18 protein-coding genes are annotated in these 16728 nt (G+C 56.4%); 8 read left to right on the plus strand and 10 right to left on the minus strand.

Annotation, left to right across the window (positions count from 1 at the left end; translation table 11 throughout):
• The first annotated feature begins 17 nt into the window (after positions 1-17).
• From FB009_RS24805 to FB009_RS24820, 4 genes are all read left to right on the plus strand, one after another.
• On the plus strand, positions 18-2231 hold the full coding sequence (locus FB009_RS24805) for a hypothetical protein (protein ID WP_145162086.1): 2214 nt from the start codon (positions 18-20) through the stop codon (positions 2229-2231).
• Between the two features lie 21 nt (positions 2232-2252).
• Positions 2253-4040: a hypothetical protein gene (locus FB009_RS24810; RefSeq protein WP_145162089.1), complete on the plus strand. Its 1788-nt coding sequence runs from the start codon at positions 2253-2255 to the stop codon at positions 4038-4040.
• A complete protein-coding gene (locus FB009_RS33295; protein WP_234888290.1) occupies positions 4040-4483 on the plus strand; it encodes a hypothetical protein in 444 nt (147 codons plus the stop codon). Before FB009_RS24810 ends, FB009_RS33295 begins: the two co-directional genes overlap by 1 nt.
• A 136-nt stretch (positions 4484-4619) precedes the next feature.
• Positions 4620-5084: a hypothetical protein gene (locus FB009_RS24820; protein WP_234888291.1), complete on the plus strand. Its 465-nt coding sequence runs from the start codon at positions 4620-4622 to the stop codon at positions 5082-5084.
• Positions 5085-5382: 298 nt separating this feature from the next.
• Here FB009_RS24820 and FB009_RS24825 read toward each other — a convergent pair whose 3' ends face one another.
• The 4 genes from FB009_RS24825 to FB009_RS24840 are packed head-to-tail and all read right to left on the minus strand — an operon-like array spanning position 5383 to position 7085.
• Complete coding sequence (locus FB009_RS24825) at positions 5383-5787, minus strand: hypothetical protein (protein ID WP_145162092.1); 405 nt, start codon at positions 5785-5787, stop codon at positions 5383-5385.
• Positions 5784-6248, minus strand: coding sequence for a lysozyme (locus FB009_RS24830; RefSeq protein ID WP_145162095.1), 465 nt, complete (start codon positions 6246-6248; stop codon positions 5784-5786). The genes FB009_RS24825 and FB009_RS24830 overlap by 4 nt, the downstream gene beginning before the upstream one ends.
• A gap of 25 nt (positions 6249-6273) precedes the next feature.
• On the minus strand, positions 6274-6453 hold the full coding sequence (locus tag FB009_RS24835) for a hypothetical protein (RefSeq protein ID WP_127634481.1): 180 nt from the start codon (positions 6451-6453) through the stop codon (positions 6274-6276).
• 20 nt (positions 6454-6473) lie between these two features.
• A complete protein-coding gene (locus FB009_RS24840) occupies positions 6474-7085 on the minus strand; it encodes a GIY-YIG nuclease family protein (protein ID WP_145162104.1) in 612 nt (203 codons plus the stop codon).
• A 181-nt stretch (positions 7086-7266) separates the two neighbouring features.
• Here FB009_RS24840 and FB009_RS24845 point away from each other — a divergent pair, with 181 nt between their 5' ends.
• The 4 genes from FB009_RS24845 to FB009_RS24860 all read left to right on the plus strand — a co-directional run bounded on the left by FB009_RS24845 (position 7267) and on the right by FB009_RS24860 (position 10103).
• Complete coding sequence (locus FB009_RS24845; protein WP_145162107.1) at positions 7267-7626, plus strand: hypothetical protein; 360 nt, start codon at positions 7267-7269, stop codon at positions 7624-7626.
• A 120-nt stretch (positions 7627-7746) separates the two neighbouring features.
• A complete protein-coding gene (locus FB009_RS24850; protein WP_145162110.1) occupies positions 7747-8223 on the plus strand; it encodes a DUF6998 domain-containing protein in 477 nt (158 codons plus the stop codon).
• An 83-nt stretch (positions 8224-8306) separates the two neighbouring features.
• Positions 8307-9065, plus strand: coding sequence for a hypothetical protein (locus FB009_RS24855; protein WP_145162113.1), 759 nt, complete (start codon positions 8307-8309; stop codon positions 9063-9065).
• Between the two features lie 378 nt (positions 9066-9443).
• Complete coding sequence (locus FB009_RS24860; RefSeq protein ID WP_012061872.1) at positions 9444-10103, plus strand: peroxiredoxin; 660 nt, start codon at positions 9444-9446, stop codon at positions 10101-10103.
• A gap of 90 nt (positions 10104-10193) precedes the next feature.
• Here the strand turns inward: FB009_RS24860 and FB009_RS24865 are convergent, their stop codons facing one another.
• From FB009_RS24865 to FB009_RS24890, 6 genes are all read right to left on the minus strand, one after another.
• Entirely contained in the window at positions 10194-11201 is a 1008-nt protein-coding gene (locus FB009_RS24865; protein WP_101804630.1) for a serine hydrolase domain-containing protein, read from the minus strand.
• A gap of 162 nt (positions 11202-11363) precedes the next feature.
• Complete coding sequence (locus FB009_RS24870; RefSeq protein WP_028053599.1) at positions 11364-11915, minus strand: MaoC family dehydratase; 552 nt, start codon at positions 11913-11915, stop codon at positions 11364-11366.
• 83 nt (positions 11916-11998) lie between these two features.
• Positions 11999-13312, minus strand: a complete 1314-nt coding sequence (locus tag FB009_RS24875) for a TRAP transporter large permease (protein ID WP_145162115.1) — start codon at positions 13310-13312, stop codon at positions 11999-12001.
• A complete protein-coding gene (locus FB009_RS24880) occupies positions 13309-13821 on the minus strand; it encodes a TRAP transporter small permease (RefSeq protein ID WP_101804628.1) in 513 nt (170 codons plus the stop codon). Before FB009_RS24880 ends, FB009_RS24875 begins: the two co-directional genes overlap by 4 nt.
• Positions 13822-13901: 80 nt before the next feature.
• Complete coding sequence (locus FB009_RS24885) at positions 13902-14879, minus strand: C4-dicarboxylate TRAP transporter substrate-binding protein (protein WP_101804627.1); 978 nt, start codon at positions 14877-14879, stop codon at positions 13902-13904.
• A gap of 508 nt (positions 14880-15387) precedes the next feature.
• A complete protein-coding gene (locus FB009_RS24890; protein ID WP_101804626.1) occupies positions 15388-16665 on the minus strand; it encodes an L-fuconate dehydratase in 1278 nt (425 codons plus the stop codon).
• Between the last annotated feature and the right edge of the window lie 63 nt (positions 16666-16728).

Raw genomic sequence — 16728 nt, forward strand, 5'->3', positions numbered from 1 at the left:
GAGAGAATATCGAGCGAATGGCTCCGGATAATAAGAAGAACAAGCAGAGCTTGAGTCAGGCGGAAGCTGCCGCGAAAATTCGGCATTTGAATGATCAGGACGACCTTTCGGCAGCATTTGACCAATACGAATGGGGCAACCCTGCTTCCGGTGATGACGAGCTAATCAAGGCTTTCGATCAGTACCAATGGGGCGATGATGGTGCGCCGGTCAATAGCGGTCCAAACCCCGATCTTATTGACAACAGCGAAGATGCTCCTGCCGTTGTTCGTGTAGCTGTCGGCGCGCTGGATAAACCGGAAGACCGGCTTTCTGCCTTGCGCAAATATTACCCCGATGCGCAGCCGTATGGCGAAGACAATTTCATTTTCACAGACAAAGACGGCAAGGTTCGTCAGTATAATAACGAAGGCTGGATTCCATCTGGCGGCGATTTCGCATCCATTCTCCCGGAAGTCGGCGAAGGCATCGGTGCGATTGGCGGCGCAGCTGGTGGCGGTGTGCTCGGTAGTTTAGTTGCCCCCGGTCCCGGCACTGCTCTTGGTGCGATTGGCGGCGCTGGTGCTGGCGCTACTGCCGGTCGTGAGGGCGTTCAGCGCAGTCTTAATTGGCTGTTCGACAATGTGGACTCAAGGACCGGCACTGAACAAGCTGTCGATATGGCGAAGACTTTCGCTCTTGGCGCGGCTGGCGAAGGCGTCGGTATGGTTGCCGGTCCGCTCATTAGGAAGGGCGGTCGTGCTGTTGGTGACTTCGTTGGCGATACTGTCAACAGGGCATTTGTCGGCGGGGCTGATGATGCCGCCAAGGTCGCCGACCGTATCGCGGACTTTGAATCCATCGGTGTAACCCCGACTCCAGGCATGGTGTCTGGCAATCCTCGCCACGCCAGAATTGAACATGTGCTGAAGAATACCAAGTCCGGAGAAGCTATCGAAGCTCGTATCCGGGACGCACACTCAGGACTCGGCAATGAGTTTGACCGCATCATAACTGATATGACAGGCGGTCAACCCGCAATGACGCGCCCGCAAATCGGTCAAGCGTTGCGGGAACAGACGCAAGTTGCCAAGGACGCGGCATATTCTGTTTCGAACGACCTGTATGACGACGTCGCCAACAAGGTAACGGCTACGCCTAAGGCTTCCAACACCGCAAAATATCTCTCGGATTTGAATGCTGAAAAGGCGGGCCTGTCCAATGTGGGGCAGCGCATACACACAAAGCACATTGATCGTGTAATTGAAGAAGCAACACCGCTTCTCGAAGACATCAGGAATGGCGCTGGAAACTTCAAGGAACTGAAGGAATACCGCACCTACATCGGCGGACTGGCGAATGAACAGGGTCTTGATAAGACCTTGAAGAACCGCCTGAATGGTCTTTATGACGCGCTCACGCGTGACATGGAGGAAACCGCCCTTTCTTCTGGCGAGGATGCCGCCAAGGCATGGCAAAAGGCTAACTCCAATTATCGCGAATTGTCTCAGGAGTTTGGTAAGAAGACCCTGCCCGATACAGTTCTGAAGAAAGATACAGACCTCATCTACCGCGAAGTTTTTGGCAGCATGAAAGATGGCGGCAACAAGATCGCTGCCATGCGTCGTACCATCATGAAGGATGATGGTGGTGCGGATAAGTGGGCAGAAATGACCGGTTCAATCATTAGCGACATCGGAAAGAAAGGCCCTGACGAACCCTTCGAAATGTCCACCTTCCTGAACAACTGGAATGATCCCAAGCGGTTCAGCAAGGAAGCTAAGGATGCCTTGCTTAGGGGCACGAAGCACGAAAGCTATATCGAAGACTTGAACAGAGTTGCCCGGATCGCCGACAGTCTGAAGAAGCATGGCAAGTTCGACAACCATTCGAACACCCTAAGCAACGCGATTGCGGCAGATTCCCTAAACCCGTTCAACAGGAATAACCTGCTTGCGGCAGCACTCGACATGAGTGTTACGGGTGGTAGTGCCTTGGCAACAAAGTATGCCGTTACGGGTGCCGCTAAGGCTGGCAATTGGGTCTATAGAAATCGCGTCGGCAAGATGATGACAAGTCCCGAATTTGTGAAATGGCTGGCGGACGTACCGAAAGCAGAAATGAAGAAAGGCGGCTTGGAAAGCCACGTCAAAAATCTCGTAAAGATCGGCGCGGTATCGCAGGACCATGAACTTTCTCAGGCGATTCACGAGTATCTTCGGGACGTTGGTTACTACAAAGACGAGCAATAATAAGAGGCGGATTAACGCACAATGACAGACATTACCTCCAGCGATTGGACCGAACTTGATGCTGATAATACGAACCCTTCGCCGAATGGCGTTCAGGGCGGCTATCAGCCTTCGACAATCGCCCCGATCATTCGCGGCATTCGCGGCGCAATAAAGCGCGCTCACGTCCGAACCAATCCGTATTACACTACGACGGGCACCGGAAACGCTTACGTCTTGACGTACGTCGGTGCGCCTCTCGCCTACACCAAGGGTGATCCCTACGAGTTCTTTGCGGATCGGGCGAACACTGGCGCAGTAACGCTGAACGTCAACGGGCTCGGCGCGAAAGCCCTTGTCATGCCCGATGGCTCGGCGCTGACTGCGAACCAAATCAAAGCCGGTCGGGTTGTTTCGGTCATCTACAATGGCACGTCCTTCGTGATGAATGGCTACGTCGATCAGAACTTGAAGCTTGGCGATGTGTCGGCAAATACGCTGACTCTCACGACTGCCTTGACCATTCCTGAAGGCGGTACTGGTTCGACAACGGCGGCGGCTGCGCGCACTGCGCTTGGAACCGACAACGCAAACAATATTACGCTTGGTACGCTCGCACTTTCTCGTGGTGGAACAGGCGCAAATGACGCCGCTACCGCCCGTACAAACCTTGGTCTCGTAGCGGTTGCGGCTTCCGGTTCTGCTACCGATTTGACGACCGGTACACTTTCGGATGCTCGCTTGCCGACGTCGATGGCTGGTAAGACATTCATTTCGAACACGACGATTGACCACGCGACGACGGCGGACCTTCGTTTTGAATTGGCTGGCGTTCTTTCTGGTCGCCTTTACCGTGACGTCGGCGGCGGTCTGGTTATGCGCCGCTACAACGAAACGACGGGTGCTGCCGAAGGCTACATCCAAATCACCGGTAATGGTGTCAATGATGCCAAGTACAACGGCAACGTCATGTGGCACGCCGGGAACGATGGCGCGGGTTCCGGTCTTGATGCCGATTTGCTCGACGGTCAAAGCAGCGCGTATTATCTCAGCGCATCCAACTTGAATGCGGGTACTGTTCCGAACGCGCGGATTTCCGGTGCGTATTCCGGCATTACAACGCTTTCTACAACCGGTCTGCTGACTGTTACCAATGCTGGCGAAGCACTTCGTGTGGCTGGTCCGGCTGCTGCCGACGATCCGTACATCACCTTCTATGCTGGTGGCGTGCGACAGGCTTATATTCAACACACCGATGGAACCGGCACTGGTGCTGGCTTCAGACTATTCAACGACGTCACCGACGATTATCTTTACCTGTCGAACGTCGGTGATGTGGACGCCTTGAAGTTTTACGACTCCTCCACGACGGCACACAGAACCGTTTGGCATTCGGGAAATTTGACACTTGCCGATCTTGGTGGCGCATCGTCTTCGATCAGTATTACGGCGGGTAACGGTCTTTCGGGCGGTGGTACTCTCGCGGCATCCCGTACGGTAACGCTCGGCACTCCCGGCACGCTGACGTCTGGCACGACGAACTCGGTAACTTCGACCAGCCACACACACGAAGTAGACGAAGACAGCATTGTTTCAGTTGGCATGGCGGCGCTTGGTGCTGGCGCTGTCGGTACGTACATGTTCGCTCAGCGTGTCGGTAACACCAATGGATATGCCTTTGGGGCTACTATTGGCGGCGCGAACCTTGAAAGCGCCAGTTCGTCCAGCGGTGACGGAACCGTACAATCGGGCACTTGGCGCTGTATGGGCAACATCGGCGCTGGGTCGACGGCGGGCGGCTCGCTTTCACTATTCTTGAGGATATCTTAATGGAATTTCGAAACGCTTTTTATAGCCGACAAGATGGTTCGGCGATTGACATGGAAGTAAACCATCCAACATTTGGGTGGATTCCCTTCACGGCGACCGCACAGGACCCGGAGGCACACGGCAGAGAACTATTTGCTTTGGCGAGTGCTGGCACGGTTGCGCCGTATGTATCGCCGACCATTGAAGAAGTTCGGGCAAACATGCCTACCCTTACCGCGCGCCAGCTTCGGCTTGGTCTTGTCGGCAACGGCTTCTCTATGTCTCAGGTGACGGCGGTAATTGAAGGAATGCCGGAAGGTGCTGACAAGGAAACGGCGCGCATCGAATGGGGATATGCGACCACGTTTGAACGCACACATCCCCTGATCGCGACCGTTGGTGCCGCTCTTGCCATTGGCGAAGAGCAAATTGATACGATGTGGACAGAAGCCGCGAGCCTGTAACGCCCCTCACCCGGTCTCTCAAGTGCCAGAACTGCTTTCGCCGCTTTTGGCACTTTCTTGTTAGCAATGCCTGATGTGACGAGGGGCAGCACTCGCAAGAGCTTCGAAATCAGGCTATGCAATCTGTCGTTGGGATTTGCTGGGGGAATTCATGTATCGGAATCTTATTGCGTCCGCGCTGCTGTCGGCGGCGCTGGTTAGTTGTGCGACTACGAGCGAAATGCCGCTCGCACAGAATATGGTGCGGCTTGATACGAACGCATCCGGATTGATCTTCACAAGCGCAGCCGGTGCGATCACCATGAAGAAAGCCGCTGAAGCGACCTTGCGGCGCGGCTACACGCATTTTCGGCTTGATCAGGCACAGACGTCTTCCGGTTCACGATTTGCTGGCATGAGCACGTATGGAAGCGGGACCGCGCAAGCGAGCGTCTACGGAAACAACGCTTATGGAAGCTATTCCGGTTCGTCATTCTCGACCCCTGTATATGCTCCCACGGCACAGATTGGCGTGACCGTGATCATGTTCCGCGCGAACGAAGCCGGTGCGCGTGGTGCGTTCGATGCCGCCGACGTGTTGGCGAAGAAGGGCAAGGTTTAAAGGATGGACAACTTTCGTCCTGCCGCGCTCTGGATATCAGGCGTCATCGCGTCCTTGGCGATTGGTTCGGGGATTGGTCATTCAATGAGGAACGAGGAAGCAGCCTTCTTTCTCGCAATCGGGTTTGCGTTGGCTTTCATTTGCGCCCGCTTATGGATAGGCGAAAACCGAAGGACTCCAGACGCTAAATAGAAGCGTCGATACTGAAAGCCATAATTTTTAATTGCCACGCGCATGACAAAGCCGCCACGGGGTTTCCTGTTTCCCGTGGCGGCTTCATTTTTTCTGGCGAATATGCCTATGTCAGGTGCTTTCTGTGTACCTTCACAATGATCCAGTCGTTGAAGCAGTCATCCCGTCTCAACACGTCATGTGCGAATTGCTCGTAAGCTTCCATGAAAGAGGCTTCACCCTTCGACCTGCATAGATGAAGGATTTCGCGGTTGAACCGGTCCGGACCGTGCTCTTCGACAAGCACCTTCAATGCGTCATTACTGCCGTAATATGAAAGCCAATCACTCTCTTTAATGACAGTTCGCTTACGCTTCTGTCCTTTCAATGGCGGCAGTTTGCGCGTGCTGAAGAAAATCTTCTTGCCGACGTGAAAGCGTCCGGTCTCTTTGTCTGTGATCTTGTAGACGAACGAATGGTAAGCGCTGATGTCCTCGGACGTGAACGGCTCACTGCGATAGAACCACGTCATCTACCGGCGAACAGAGCGAATTCAACATTACGACGCTTGGTTAGACCGGCAAGAGGCTTCAGGACGCCATTCACCCGCGCCTTGTTCCATTGAAGCCAAGCGCGTTCAATATCAGCCAATGGCGCTTTGGCGTTGATGCGTTTCAGCAAGGTAGACGAACCGAACGCACCGATACCGAGATTGTACGCGAAGGAAACGAGTGCTCCGAACTGGTCATCACACAGTTTGACCTTCACGAGCTTCGCCACGCCACTTTCGAAAACGGCAAGATCGGATTTCAACAGTCGTTCGGCTTCGGCTTCAGTGATGGTCTGCCGGCGCTTGACGTCGTCTTTGGTGACGGTCTTCGTATGCCCGTATCCGATTGTCGGAATACCAGCGGGACAGAGATACGCCCGAAGCTCGCAGCCTTCGGACGTTTTGATGAGTGAGATTGCTTTGGGGGAAGTGGTGTTTGTCATCCATTATATAGCAGCGGATGACGATCTATCCCCGATCAAAGCGCTTGTTGGCTTCAATGAGTGCTTCGATTGAGGCGACATTCTCGCGCATTCGCCTCAAGGTGTCTTCCATTTCTTCATGCCAAGACTCGATAATGATCATGCGCTCAGCCAAGGAAAGGTCTTCGAATTCGGCGCTGTTTGGGAAATTGATGACGTTATTCATTTTCTTGATATCCTCTGAAATCAATGTTGCTCGTTAGCTTTTTCAATGAAGCCGAAACCCAATTCGGACCAACGCTTGCCGACAACGCTTTCATCGAAAGTCGTCATCAGGTAGCGAGACTTACAATAGGCTTGGCGGGTGATTATCGTTTCCGGACGTGTACAGACATTCCAGATCGCCGGTTGGCTGATCAGGTCGCCGATTGCTTTTGCCGCGCTGTTGCCTGAAGTGAACGAACCCCAAGGTGTCAGATACGTCCCTACCGTTCGAAGCTGTTTGCCAATCAACTTTTTGCGCTGCTTGTCCCGCCAAGAGTCAGAAACTACGAAATAGCCGCCGCCGCCATCGTACTGATTGAAAACCGGATTAAGTGTGGCGATGTGCGCCGTCTCGCGCTCCCCCAACACGTCTATATCGCACAGTTCGATGGTTCGAAATTCCAAGCATGAATTGCCCGTTGCGCTTTGATTATAAGCTTCCTGAAGCTCTTCGTTATGGTGTGTCCCCTTATAAAGTTCCCGTAGGTGCTGGTAGTGTCTTTTCTTGAGGTTGCTCGATGCGCCGACATATATGTTCCCCGTATCTCGGTGCTCAATGATGTAGACGCCGCAGTTCTCATTTACGCTATTCATTTCAATATTCTCCTGTTTGTTATTACGTAATTATTTAGTTCCCCGGTCCCTGAAATTCGGTCCATTTTCACGCGTAAACTTGCATTTTTTGGCGGCGTGGCGCGATTTTCTTGCGTTTTGCGCGTCGTTCCAAAACTTTGATTTTGGCTAAATACCTCCATAAAAACAGGAGCTATCACCCATGACAATCAAAGCTATATGCTTGGGACTTCAGTCGCCCAATTCCACCATGCAAATCATTCAGAGAGCCGGGAAGAGGTTCGTCCTTGCGCTCGCCATTAGTCTTGAAACCAACGCCGACAATCTCGCCGATGCGATGCCGAACACGCCGGTAACATTCTCGATTGAGGAAGTGCCGTTCGCAGTCGTGAAGAAGGCATTCGCGGACACCGATCCGGATTCCGATGTCGGCGCAATTATCGCTTTGGAAGACGGAAAGGCCCTATCCGAAGAAGCCTTAGAGGCAGTTCGGGGTTACGTGCGCCGAAGTGTGATGGCGCTGCCGGTGCGCGATTTCAAGCGGCACCTGTCAGGCGGCTGAACGAACGCCAACCAACCCGTTCGACTACGCCCCGGCTTCAGTGGTTTTCTTGCTTCGGGGCGCAAAGACATTTTACAGTTGCGGGAAGACGGCACTTCGCGCCATCCGATGGAGCAACACATGATCGAACTACCAAAGCCAGTTCTGGACCTGTACGAAGCGCATAGAGCCATGTGCCAGCATTTCAGTCATCCCCGACTGAAGTTTACACTTGACGGCAGGTTGCTCGGCGACATCGGCGAAGCTTTGGTTGCGGACGCCTTCGGCATCACCCTTTGTGAACAGCGGGAAGGCGGTGTTGACGGGCGTGCGCTCGACGGACGAACAGTCCAGATCAAGGCAACACAAGACGTGAAGTCCGGTCCTTCATACACTCCCGGCAAACCTGCCAATCACCTGATTTTCGTTTGGCTTGACTTCGGAGGCATCGTAAAGCGCGGCGCCCACATTCTTTACAACGGACCGGAAGAACCGGTTCGCAGTCTCATCCGAAAGAGCGCTGAAGATTGGAAATTCACGATAACGCTCAGGCGGGGTGAGGTGCGAGCGTTGGATGCCAAACTCAGCAATGACCAACGGCTGCCCCGTATCCGGTGAGGACAAGGTGAACGGCTTCTTGCTCGTTAGGTTGTGCCGCCTTAGCTTGCGCGGCACGGTTATCGCGGGGGAGCTTCGGGCGGATGGCATTCAGAGACACTTGGAAGCGAATGAACTGGTTGGCGGTCGCGGGGGTCGCAACTGCATTATATGTCATTGCCGTGGGCTACACGTTGGGATGGTCACGCACGTGGAGCTTTCTGACAACAGAACCCGACTTGAACGAAGTAGGAGACTTCCTTGCCGGTCTTTTGGCACCATTGGCGCTGGTATGGCTGATTGCCGCCGTTCTCACACAACGACAGGAATTGAACGAAACGCGCGATCAGTTCGTAGAAAACCAGAAAGTGGTCGATGCGCAGTTGAAAACTATCAACGCGCAAAACGCTCTATTGTCGCTCCAACACAATCAATCAGTCGAGAACGCCAAGCAGGCTTACAGGTTAAGTCTCTTCGACAAACGCTTTGCGATCTATCAGTCGTTCATCAAGTTCAATGAAGCCCACACCGGCAAGGACTACAGGGATGAATCCTATTGGGCTATGACAAACCTTGCTCAGGAAAGTGGGTTTGTCTTTGATCGCTCCATTGAAGAATGGTTCGAAGCGATTGCGCAGCAGATTCATGATTACATTCAGTTCAAGTCGTTGAACCCGCACAAAAACTTAAACTTCAGCCTCCTCGGTGAGGAAAGGGACGCCTTCGACGAGTACAACAGAAATCTTGAAAAACAGTATGCAGAATATACCGGTTGGATCAAAGAGCAGTTCCTGCCGGAGGTGCGGATTGGGAAATTCTGGCACTTCTTGCATGTGAGTGACCAACCTTATATCGAAGGATGATCAGACGAGGACTGTTTTTTGCTACATTCCTGCTACGCCGGTTGCTACATTCTGCCTTGACAGAACCACGGAAATCCAGCATTTTCAGGGTGTTAGCAAACCCGGATCAGGTTCAAGGGTCCGGTTCAACACCATCTCAGCACCGCCCGGTGCTCCCCTCGGAAAGCGCTATCTATGAGGTGCGGCAGCGCCATGTCAACGCGACCTCGCAAAAGCTATTGAGACTGGCGCTTCCCGCTGGCCGGGTCGTATTTTCCGCCAAGCGACAGACTACGATGCGCTTATTTCTCCTGTAGGCGCCAGCCGCTCGTTTCCTCCTCGAAATCGGTAGCAATTGCGCTATGGTTAGCGAACTTTTGCCTAACAAAGGAACGAGCCATGAGCCTGCGCATCAACGACACTGCCCCTGATTTCACTGCCGAGACAACGCAGGGTACGATCAACTTCCATGAATGGATCGGCGACGGCTGGGCTGTTCTCTTCTCCCATCCGAAGAATTTCACCCCCGTCTGCACGACGGAGCTCGGCGCGATGGCCGGGATCGAGCCGGAGTTCCGGAAGCGCGGCGTAAAGATCATCGGTATCTCGGTGGATCCGGTCGAAAGTCACACCAAATGGAAGAACGACATCAAGGTGGCAACCGGCTTCGATGTCGACTATCCGCTGATCGGCGACCGCGATCTGAAGGTGGCAAAGCTTTACGACATGCTGCCCGCCGGCGCCGGCGACACGTCCGAGGGCCGAACGCCTGCGGACAACGCCACGGTGCGTTCGGTCTATGTCATCGGCCCGGATAAGAAGATCAAGCTGATCCTCACCTATCCGATGACCACAGGCCGTAACTTCAACGAGATACTGCGCGCCATTGACTCGATCCAACTCACTGCCCGGCATCAGGTGGCAACGCCCGCCAACTGGCAGCAGGGCGACGACGTCATCATCACGGCGGCCGTTTCCAACGAAGATGCCGTTCAACGCTTCGGCTCCTTCGACACCGTGCTTCCCTACCTGCGGAAGACGAAACAACCGACGGCCTAAACATAGCCATCCAGGCCAGAAGGAAAAATGATGGGCGCACCGAATACGCTGGTTTGGTGCGCCCTTGCTCCATTTTACGAATCTATTGCTTTAACTTGCTTTGGCCACGCCGATGATCTCTGACAAAACCCCGTGTAACGCATCACGATAGCCATTGCGTGCCGACGGCCCGCTTTCATCCGAGGTCATGACTACAGTCAGACTCAAGGCCGGGACGATGTAGAGCATCTGGCCGCCATAGCCCCACCCATAATACACATCCTCGTCGCCGATCCGGCGCATGAACCAACCATATCCATAACCGTCACCTGTGAAACGCGACTCCGTTCGCGGCTGCCACGAAAGCTCGATCCAATCGGCCGGGACGACCTGCCGTCCCTCGGGAGTGCGGCCGCGATTACGGTAGAGTTCGCCGAAGGCAAGGAGCGATCGCGCGCTCATCGCCATCTGGTTGCCACCCAAATAGATACCTTGCGGATCGCGATCCCAGGCCCCGATGCGGAAGCCTTCCAATGGAGCGAGCCATTCGCGCGCAAGCTCCAGTGTCGACTTGCCACCGACCTTGGTCAGTATTGCCGAAAGCAGATGCGTGGAAGCGGTCGAATAGAGCATCCGCCCTCCGGGCTCGTCGTCGAAGGGCTGTGCCAGGGCGAAACGTACCCAGTTGCGGCTCGAGACCCAGCGGCCATAGTTCGGCCCGGACATCCGCCCCAGGCCCGCTTGCATCGAGAGCAGGTTGCCGATCGTGATCTCGTTGATCCGGGGGTCCGGCTGCGGCGGGAGTTCCGCCTTGAGGAGCGCCGCGATCTTCTGCTCGGGCCCGTCGAGCAGCCCCTTGTCGATCGCAATCCCCACCAGTGCGGATATGATCGACTTGGACGCCGATTTTATGTTGGTCGACTCCGATGTCGTGTGGCCTCGATAACCCTTTTCCGCGATCGTCTCGCCGTGCTGGGCAACGATAACCGCCCTCAGGGGCTTCAGCTCGTCCCTGGTCGCCAGGCTCGTCACCAGGGTCGCGACGGCCGACCGATCCTGCGCGGCTGCGACCGGGAGGAAACTGAGGAGTGCAAGGAAAATGACGACAAGCCTGATCATGCGTTCCACCTAGTGCGTGGTTTCCTTTGATCGTACGCGATTAAGGGAGAAAAATCAGGCGGCAAGTCAAAGTGCCGCGGCGACGGTAGCGCCAAGGGAAACGAGCCCAGACCGACCCTAAAATGCGGATAAGAGGTAGTTCGGCCTTTCGCTGCTGTTTTCCTACCTTTCGGTCTTGCCAACGAAGTCGGCCGGGTTCTGGTACTTCACGGTTTGAAGGTGCTCGCAGTAGAGAACCAGTTCACCTTCGTTCTTGAAGACCTGGTAGCTGGCGCGAATGAGGCCGAGGTCTTTGTAACGGGGCACCTTCTCCATGTTGGTCCGGATCGTGTAAATCGTGTCACCGATGAAGACCGGCTTGATGAAGCGCAGCTTGTCGTAACCGTAGGAAAAAGCGTTCACGCAGTTTGTCGCGACGAGGCCGAGACCGGCCGAGAATACGAAGGCGCCGGCGACGAGGCGACGGCCGAATATTCCTTCCCGCTCCGCGAACATCTGATCCTGAACATAAGGATGGATATCGACGACAAGTGTATTGAAGAGATGGCTATCGCTCTCGCCGATCGTCCGACGCAGCGACCGGATACGCTGACCGACGGGCCAATCTTCATAGAACCAGTTTTCCGCGTTCCACACGGGCAGAGCGGCGTGATCGTCCGGCATGTCGGCGGGATGCGTCGACGAAACTCCGACGGTGGGCATAAACTCATCCATAATCAGCACCTGCGTAAAAAGGTCGGTTGAAAAGCGGATCTCCCGGCCTCTGCGTCCATGGGGCGGAGAAGCCTGGTTTGGTGCTATTGGACCGCGGACGTCTCATAGACCAGATCAGGCAACCAAAGAGACAGTTGCGGAAACATGCTCAGCACGATGAGAAGGGCCATCATCATCGCCAGATAGGGCAGCACCTCGCGTGCATAGGCCATCATCGGCACCTTCAGCACCATGGACGAAATATACATCAGCCCCCCAACCGGCGGTGTAATACCGGCAATTGTCAGATTGGTGATGAACACGATGCCGAAATGCACGCGATCGATGCCTACGCCGTCGATGAGAGGAATCAGCATCGGCGTGAGGATGATCAGCGCCGCCGATCCCTCGATTGCCGTCCCGATGACGATCAGCAGCACGTTGATGAGGAGCAGCATCAGGAGCGGGTTGTCCGTCGCTTCGCCGAGCCAGCCCGACATGGCCTGCGGCACCTGCTCCCAGGCGAGATAGAAACCGAAGGCTGCCGCCGCGCAGATCATGATCATCACCACGGCTGAATCGCGTACAGCTTCGGCCAAAACCTCCGGAATCTGGCGGACGGTGAACTCCCGGTAGCCGAACACAGCGACAAAGAGCACGTAAACGACGACCACGGCACCGGCTTCGGTGGTCGTGAAAAGACCGTACCGCGTACCCGCGAAGATCACCACCGGGATCGACAGCGCCCAGAGGCCGTCGATCAGCGCCCGGGTCGCCTCCGCGCGGGTGGCGCGCTGCTTGCGCAGCGGTTTGTAGCCACGCTTGCGGGCGATGAAATAGGTGGTCACCATCAGCCCGGCTGCCAGAAGGAGGCCGGGCACCACCCCCGCCGCGAAGAGCCGGCCGATGGAAGTCTCCGCCAGAAAGCCATAAACGATCAGGCCGATGGAGGGCGGAATAAGGCTGGTGATGATGGCCGCCGAGGACGTTATGACCGCAGCGAAGGCGCGGCTATAGCCTCTTTCAGACATCTCGACGCCGAGCGTTTTGGCGAGCATCGCCGCATCGGCATTCGCAGACGCAGTAAGGCCGCCGAGCAAGGTGCCGAGTACCGGGCACATCTGCGCCAGCGCGCCGGTCATGTGGCCGACCAGCACGTCTGCAAGCGTCAACAGACGCCGGGTGATGCCGGATGCGTTCATGATACAGCCGGCAAGCACAAATAGCGGCAGGGCCAACAGGGATACGGATTGAGTGCCCTCCGCCACTTCTTGCGCGAAGTTGGCCAGCGGGATCATGTCCATATTGATGAGAAAGAAGGCCAGCGCCCCGATCGCCATGGCCCAGGTGATCGGCGTCGACAGCAAGAACAGCACGACGACCAGAAGCGAGGGGCCGGCGAGATGGAACAGGGTCATATCAGCGATTCCGGATTTCGATGCAGCCGGACAGACCAAGGCCTTTCGGCGATAAGGTGCTGGAAAAGCATTCCGGCAGAAGCGAGCGCCAGCGGCGCGTAGGACAGGGCGCGCGACAGGTCGAGCGCGATCGTATGCACATGGCGGGACGTCCATGACTGCCAGGCGAAAAGGATCGTCATGACCATGAAGAAGAGCGCCAGCAGCAGATAGTTGAACCAGGCGACTGCTTTCTGCCAGCCGTCAGGCAGGGCCGCGACAAGCACATCGATTGCGGCGTGGGTACCGAGACGGACGCCAGCCACGGCGCCGAAGAACACGAGATAGGCAAAGGCCATCATCGCCAGTTCATAGGTCCAGGCGGCAGGCTGCGGGAATACGTAACGACTGACCACCCCCCAGAGGATCGAGAACACGATGACGATTAGCGCCACGACGCCAACCGCCTCATCGGCGCGGCGCAGGCTGATGAGGGGGATAGTCTCCTCCGGCGAGCGTGAGGTTTCCATAATGCCTCGAACTGTTGAAGGGCTGACGGAGCGGGCCACGGCCGCGCAATCGAGAACGCGGCCGCGCCCGATGAGACTTGTTATTGCTTCATCGCCTTCTGCACCTGCTCGTAGATGCCAGGCGTTATATTCGGAACCTTGTCGTAGGCGGCCCGGGAGGCCTCGATGAAAGCCGGAATGTCGACATCGGTCACGATCTCGACGCCGGAGGCAGATAGCTGCTTTGCATAGGCGTTATCCGTTTCCAGTGTCATCTGCGTCAATTCACTGGCGATCGCCCGCCCTTCCTCGAGGAGGATCTTTTGAAGGTCTTCGGGCAGGCTGTTGAAGAACTGGCTGGAGGCTACCCAGGCGGTGAACATGATCTGATGGCCGGTCTTCGAAATGACTTTGCGGGTCTCGTTCAGCTTCGCCCCGGCTATTGAGCCGAAAGGCCCTTCGGCTGCGTCGACGACGCCGGTCTGAAGCGCATTGTAGACGTCCCCCCACGGCAATTCCGTCGGCCTTGCGCCGTAGTTGCCGAAGGTCGCCATCATGATCGGCGACGAGGGTACGCGAATGGTCACGCCGGCGAGATCAGCCGGCGAGCGAACCGGCTTGTTGGAAATGATGTGACGGTAGCCGAAGAGGCCGTTCGGCATGATGATCTTGATACCACGCGCTTCCAGCTTGCCGGAAAGTTCCTTGTAGAGATCCGATGCGAAGAGGCGCTCCGTCGCGGCCAGATCCGGATAGACATAGGGACCGGCAAGGATAGACAGATCCGGTACGAACTGGCCAAGCTGACCATAGTCGGTGGCGCTGAGCAGACTCGCGCCGCTCATGACCATCTCGTTGACCTTCTTTTGCGCACCAAGCTGATCACCCGTCATCACGGTGATCGCGATTCGCCCGCCGGAGCGTTCACCAACACGCTCGGCGTAAGTCTTCATCGCTTTGATGATCGGCTCGTTCGGATTCACCTGCGAGGTCGAGAACCGCAAGCTGTATTCCTGCGCACTGGCAATGCCGCAGAACGACAGGGCAGCCATCGCGGCTGCAGCGATCAGGGTCTTCATGCTCTCCTCCTTCTTCCGGACTCCCTGCCGGAACTCACGATATGTGAATAATCTATTCACAAATGAACTTCTTCCGTCAAGTGACGATTGTCTCTCAGGGGCGCCGAGACACGGGAAACGGCACAATTTCACACCGCAACGGCCGTGGATGGTGCGGCGCCTAAAGTGGCGCTGTGGCAGCGCTTCCGTTTCGAACGTCCGTGAATGGATCCTCGGGTCAAGCCGTGGATAGCGGTGAGAGGGGTTGGCGCACGAAACCGGCCGAGGTACGTGTGCCGAGCCCTCGATCGTTTGCATTGCAGCGCGGCCGGGGGCAGTTCGCACGTCATGCGAAGATTGCCGCAACGTGCTCTCTACCGTGCGCGGATTCCTCCCGTCGTCATCCTCGGGCGACGCCGGTCGTTATCCTCGGGCTCTTCCCTTGTCGTTCACCGACTCCTCCGGTCGTCATCCTCGGGCTTGACCCGAGGATCCACACGCAAGCATCACAACGACGGTTCTGCTCGCATCAGCCGCGAAACGTATAATCCTCAATCGACTTTTCCTTCATCTCAATCGAGAATCCGGGTCGGGACGGCGGCATATAGGCAGCGTTGATGATGACGCACGGATCCAGGAAGTGCTCGTGCAGGTGGTCGACATATTCGATGACCCGGCCGTCTTTCGTACCCGAAACGGCGACGTAGTCGATCATCGACAGGTGCTGCACATATTCGCAGAGACCGACCCCACCGGCGTGCGGCCATACGGGAAGTCCGTATTTGGCAGCGATCAGAAGCACGGCCAGAACCTCGTTGAGCCCACCCATCCGGCAGGAATCGATCTGCACGATGTCGATCGCACCCTCGGCGATGAACTGCTTGAACATGATACGGTTCTGGCACATCTCACCGGTTGCGACCTTGACCGGCCCGATCGCCTCGCGGATCTTGCGATGCCCGGCGACGTCGTCGGGGCTCGTCGGCTCCTCGATGAAGAAGGGCTTGGCGAAAGCGAGCTTCTGCACCCAGTCGATCGCCTCGCCGACTTCCCAGACCTGGTTCGCGTCGATCATCAGATATCTGTCGGGGCCGATCACTTCCCGGGCGATCCTCAGCCTGCGCATATCGTCGGCGAGATCGCGGCCGACTTTCATCTTGATATGGTTGAAGCCTGCGTCGACTGCCTCCTGCGCAAGCCGCCGGAGCTTCTCGTCGTCATAACCGAGCCAACCCGCCGAGGTCGTGTAGCAGGGATAGCCCTCCTTCTCGAGCGCGGCGATCCGGTCGGCTTTGCCGGGTTCGGCCCGCCGCAAAATCTCGATCGCCTCGTCGCGGGTAAGCACATCCGTGATGTAACGGTAGTCGACGATGTCGGCGATCTCTTCCGCCGACATCTCGCTGACGAGCCGCCATACCGGCTTGCCGGCGTCCTTCGCAAGGAGGTCCCAGATCGCGTTGACGATTGCCCCAGTCGCAAGATGGATCGCGCCCTTTTCAGGTCCGATCCAGCGCAACTGGCTGTCGCTGGTCAGGTGCCGCCAGAAGCGACCGGGATGTTTCAGAATATCTCCAATGTCCTGACCGACGACGAGATGCCGCATGGCCTCGATAGCCATGCAGCAGATGTCATTGCCGCGCCCGATGGTGAAGGTGAGGCCGTGCCCCGCCAGCCCTGGGCGATCGGTATCGAGGATGACGTAGGCCGCCGAATAGTCCGGGTCCGGGTTCATGGCATCCGAGCCATCAAGGCTTGCGGAGGTCGGGAAGCGCAGGTCGAAGACGCGCAGGTCTGTTATGCGGGTCATATTTGCTCCGATGGTCCTGCAGCGCCGCGCGTCTGACAGACGTGCAAATGAGAGGCGCTGCAG

This window comes from Sinorhizobium medicae, assembly GCF_007827695.1.
Taxonomy (GTDB): Bacteria; Pseudomonadota; Alphaproteobacteria; order Rhizobiales; family Rhizobiaceae; genus Sinorhizobium; species Sinorhizobium medicae.

Coding starts and splice junctions, on each gene's coding strand:
- FB009_RS24805 (WP_145162086.1), top strand. CDS start 18: ATGGCTCCGGATAATAAGAAGAACAAGCAGAGCTTGAGTCAGGCGGAA.
- FB009_RS24810 (WP_145162089.1), top strand. CDS start 2,253: ATGACAGACATTACCTCCAGCGATTGGACCGAACTTGATGCTGATAAT.
- FB009_RS33295 (WP_234888290.1), top strand. CDS start 4,040: ATGGAATTTCGAAACGCTTTTTATAGCCGACAAGATGGTTCGGCGATT.
- FB009_RS24825 (WP_145162092.1), bottom strand. CDS start 5,787: ATGACGTGGTTCTATCGCAGTGAGCCGTTCACGTCCGAGGACATCAGC.
- FB009_RS24830 (WP_145162095.1), bottom strand. CDS start 6,248: ATGACAAACACCACTTCCCCCAAAGCAATCTCACTCATCAAAACGTCC.
- FB009_RS24835 (WP_127634481.1), bottom strand. CDS start 6,453: ATGAATAACGTCATCAATTTCCCAAACAGCGCCGAATTCGAAGACCTT.
- FB009_RS24840 (WP_145162104.1), bottom strand. CDS start 7,085: ATGAATAGCGTAAATGAGAACTGCGGCGTCTACATCATTGAGCACCGA.
- FB009_RS24845 (WP_145162107.1), top strand. CDS start 7,267: ATGACAATCAAAGCTATATGCTTGGGACTTCAGTCGCCCAATTCCACC.
- FB009_RS24850 (WP_145162110.1), top strand. CDS start 7,747: ATGATCGAACTACCAAAGCCAGTTCTGGACCTGTACGAAGCGCATAGA.
- FB009_RS24855 (WP_145162113.1), top strand. CDS start 8,307: ATGGCATTCAGAGACACTTGGAAGCGAATGAACTGGTTGGCGGTCGCG.
- FB009_RS24860 (WP_012061872.1), top strand. CDS start 9,444: ATGAGCCTGCGCATCAACGACACTGCCCCTGATTTCACTGCCGAGACA.
- FB009_RS24865 (WP_101804630.1), bottom strand. CDS start 11,201: ATGATCAGGCTTGTCGTCATTTTCCTTGCACTCCTCAGTTTCCTCCCG.
- FB009_RS24870 (WP_028053599.1), bottom strand. CDS start 11,915: ATGGATGAGTTTATGCCCACCGTCGGAGTTTCGTCGACGCATCCCGCC.
- FB009_RS24875 (WP_145162115.1), bottom strand. CDS start 13,312: ATGACCCTGTTCCATCTCGCCGGCCCCTCGCTTCTGGTCGTCGTGCTG.
- FB009_RS24880 (WP_101804628.1), bottom strand. CDS start 13,821: ATGGAAACCTCACGCTCGCCGGAGGAGACTATCCCCCTCATCAGCCTG.
- FB009_RS24885 (WP_101804627.1), bottom strand. CDS start 14,879: ATGAAGACCCTGATCGCTGCAGCCGCGATGGCTGCCCTGTCGTTCTGC.
- FB009_RS24890 (WP_101804626.1), bottom strand. CDS start 16,665: ATGACCCGCATAACAGACCTGCGCGTCTTCGACCTGCGCTTCCCGACC.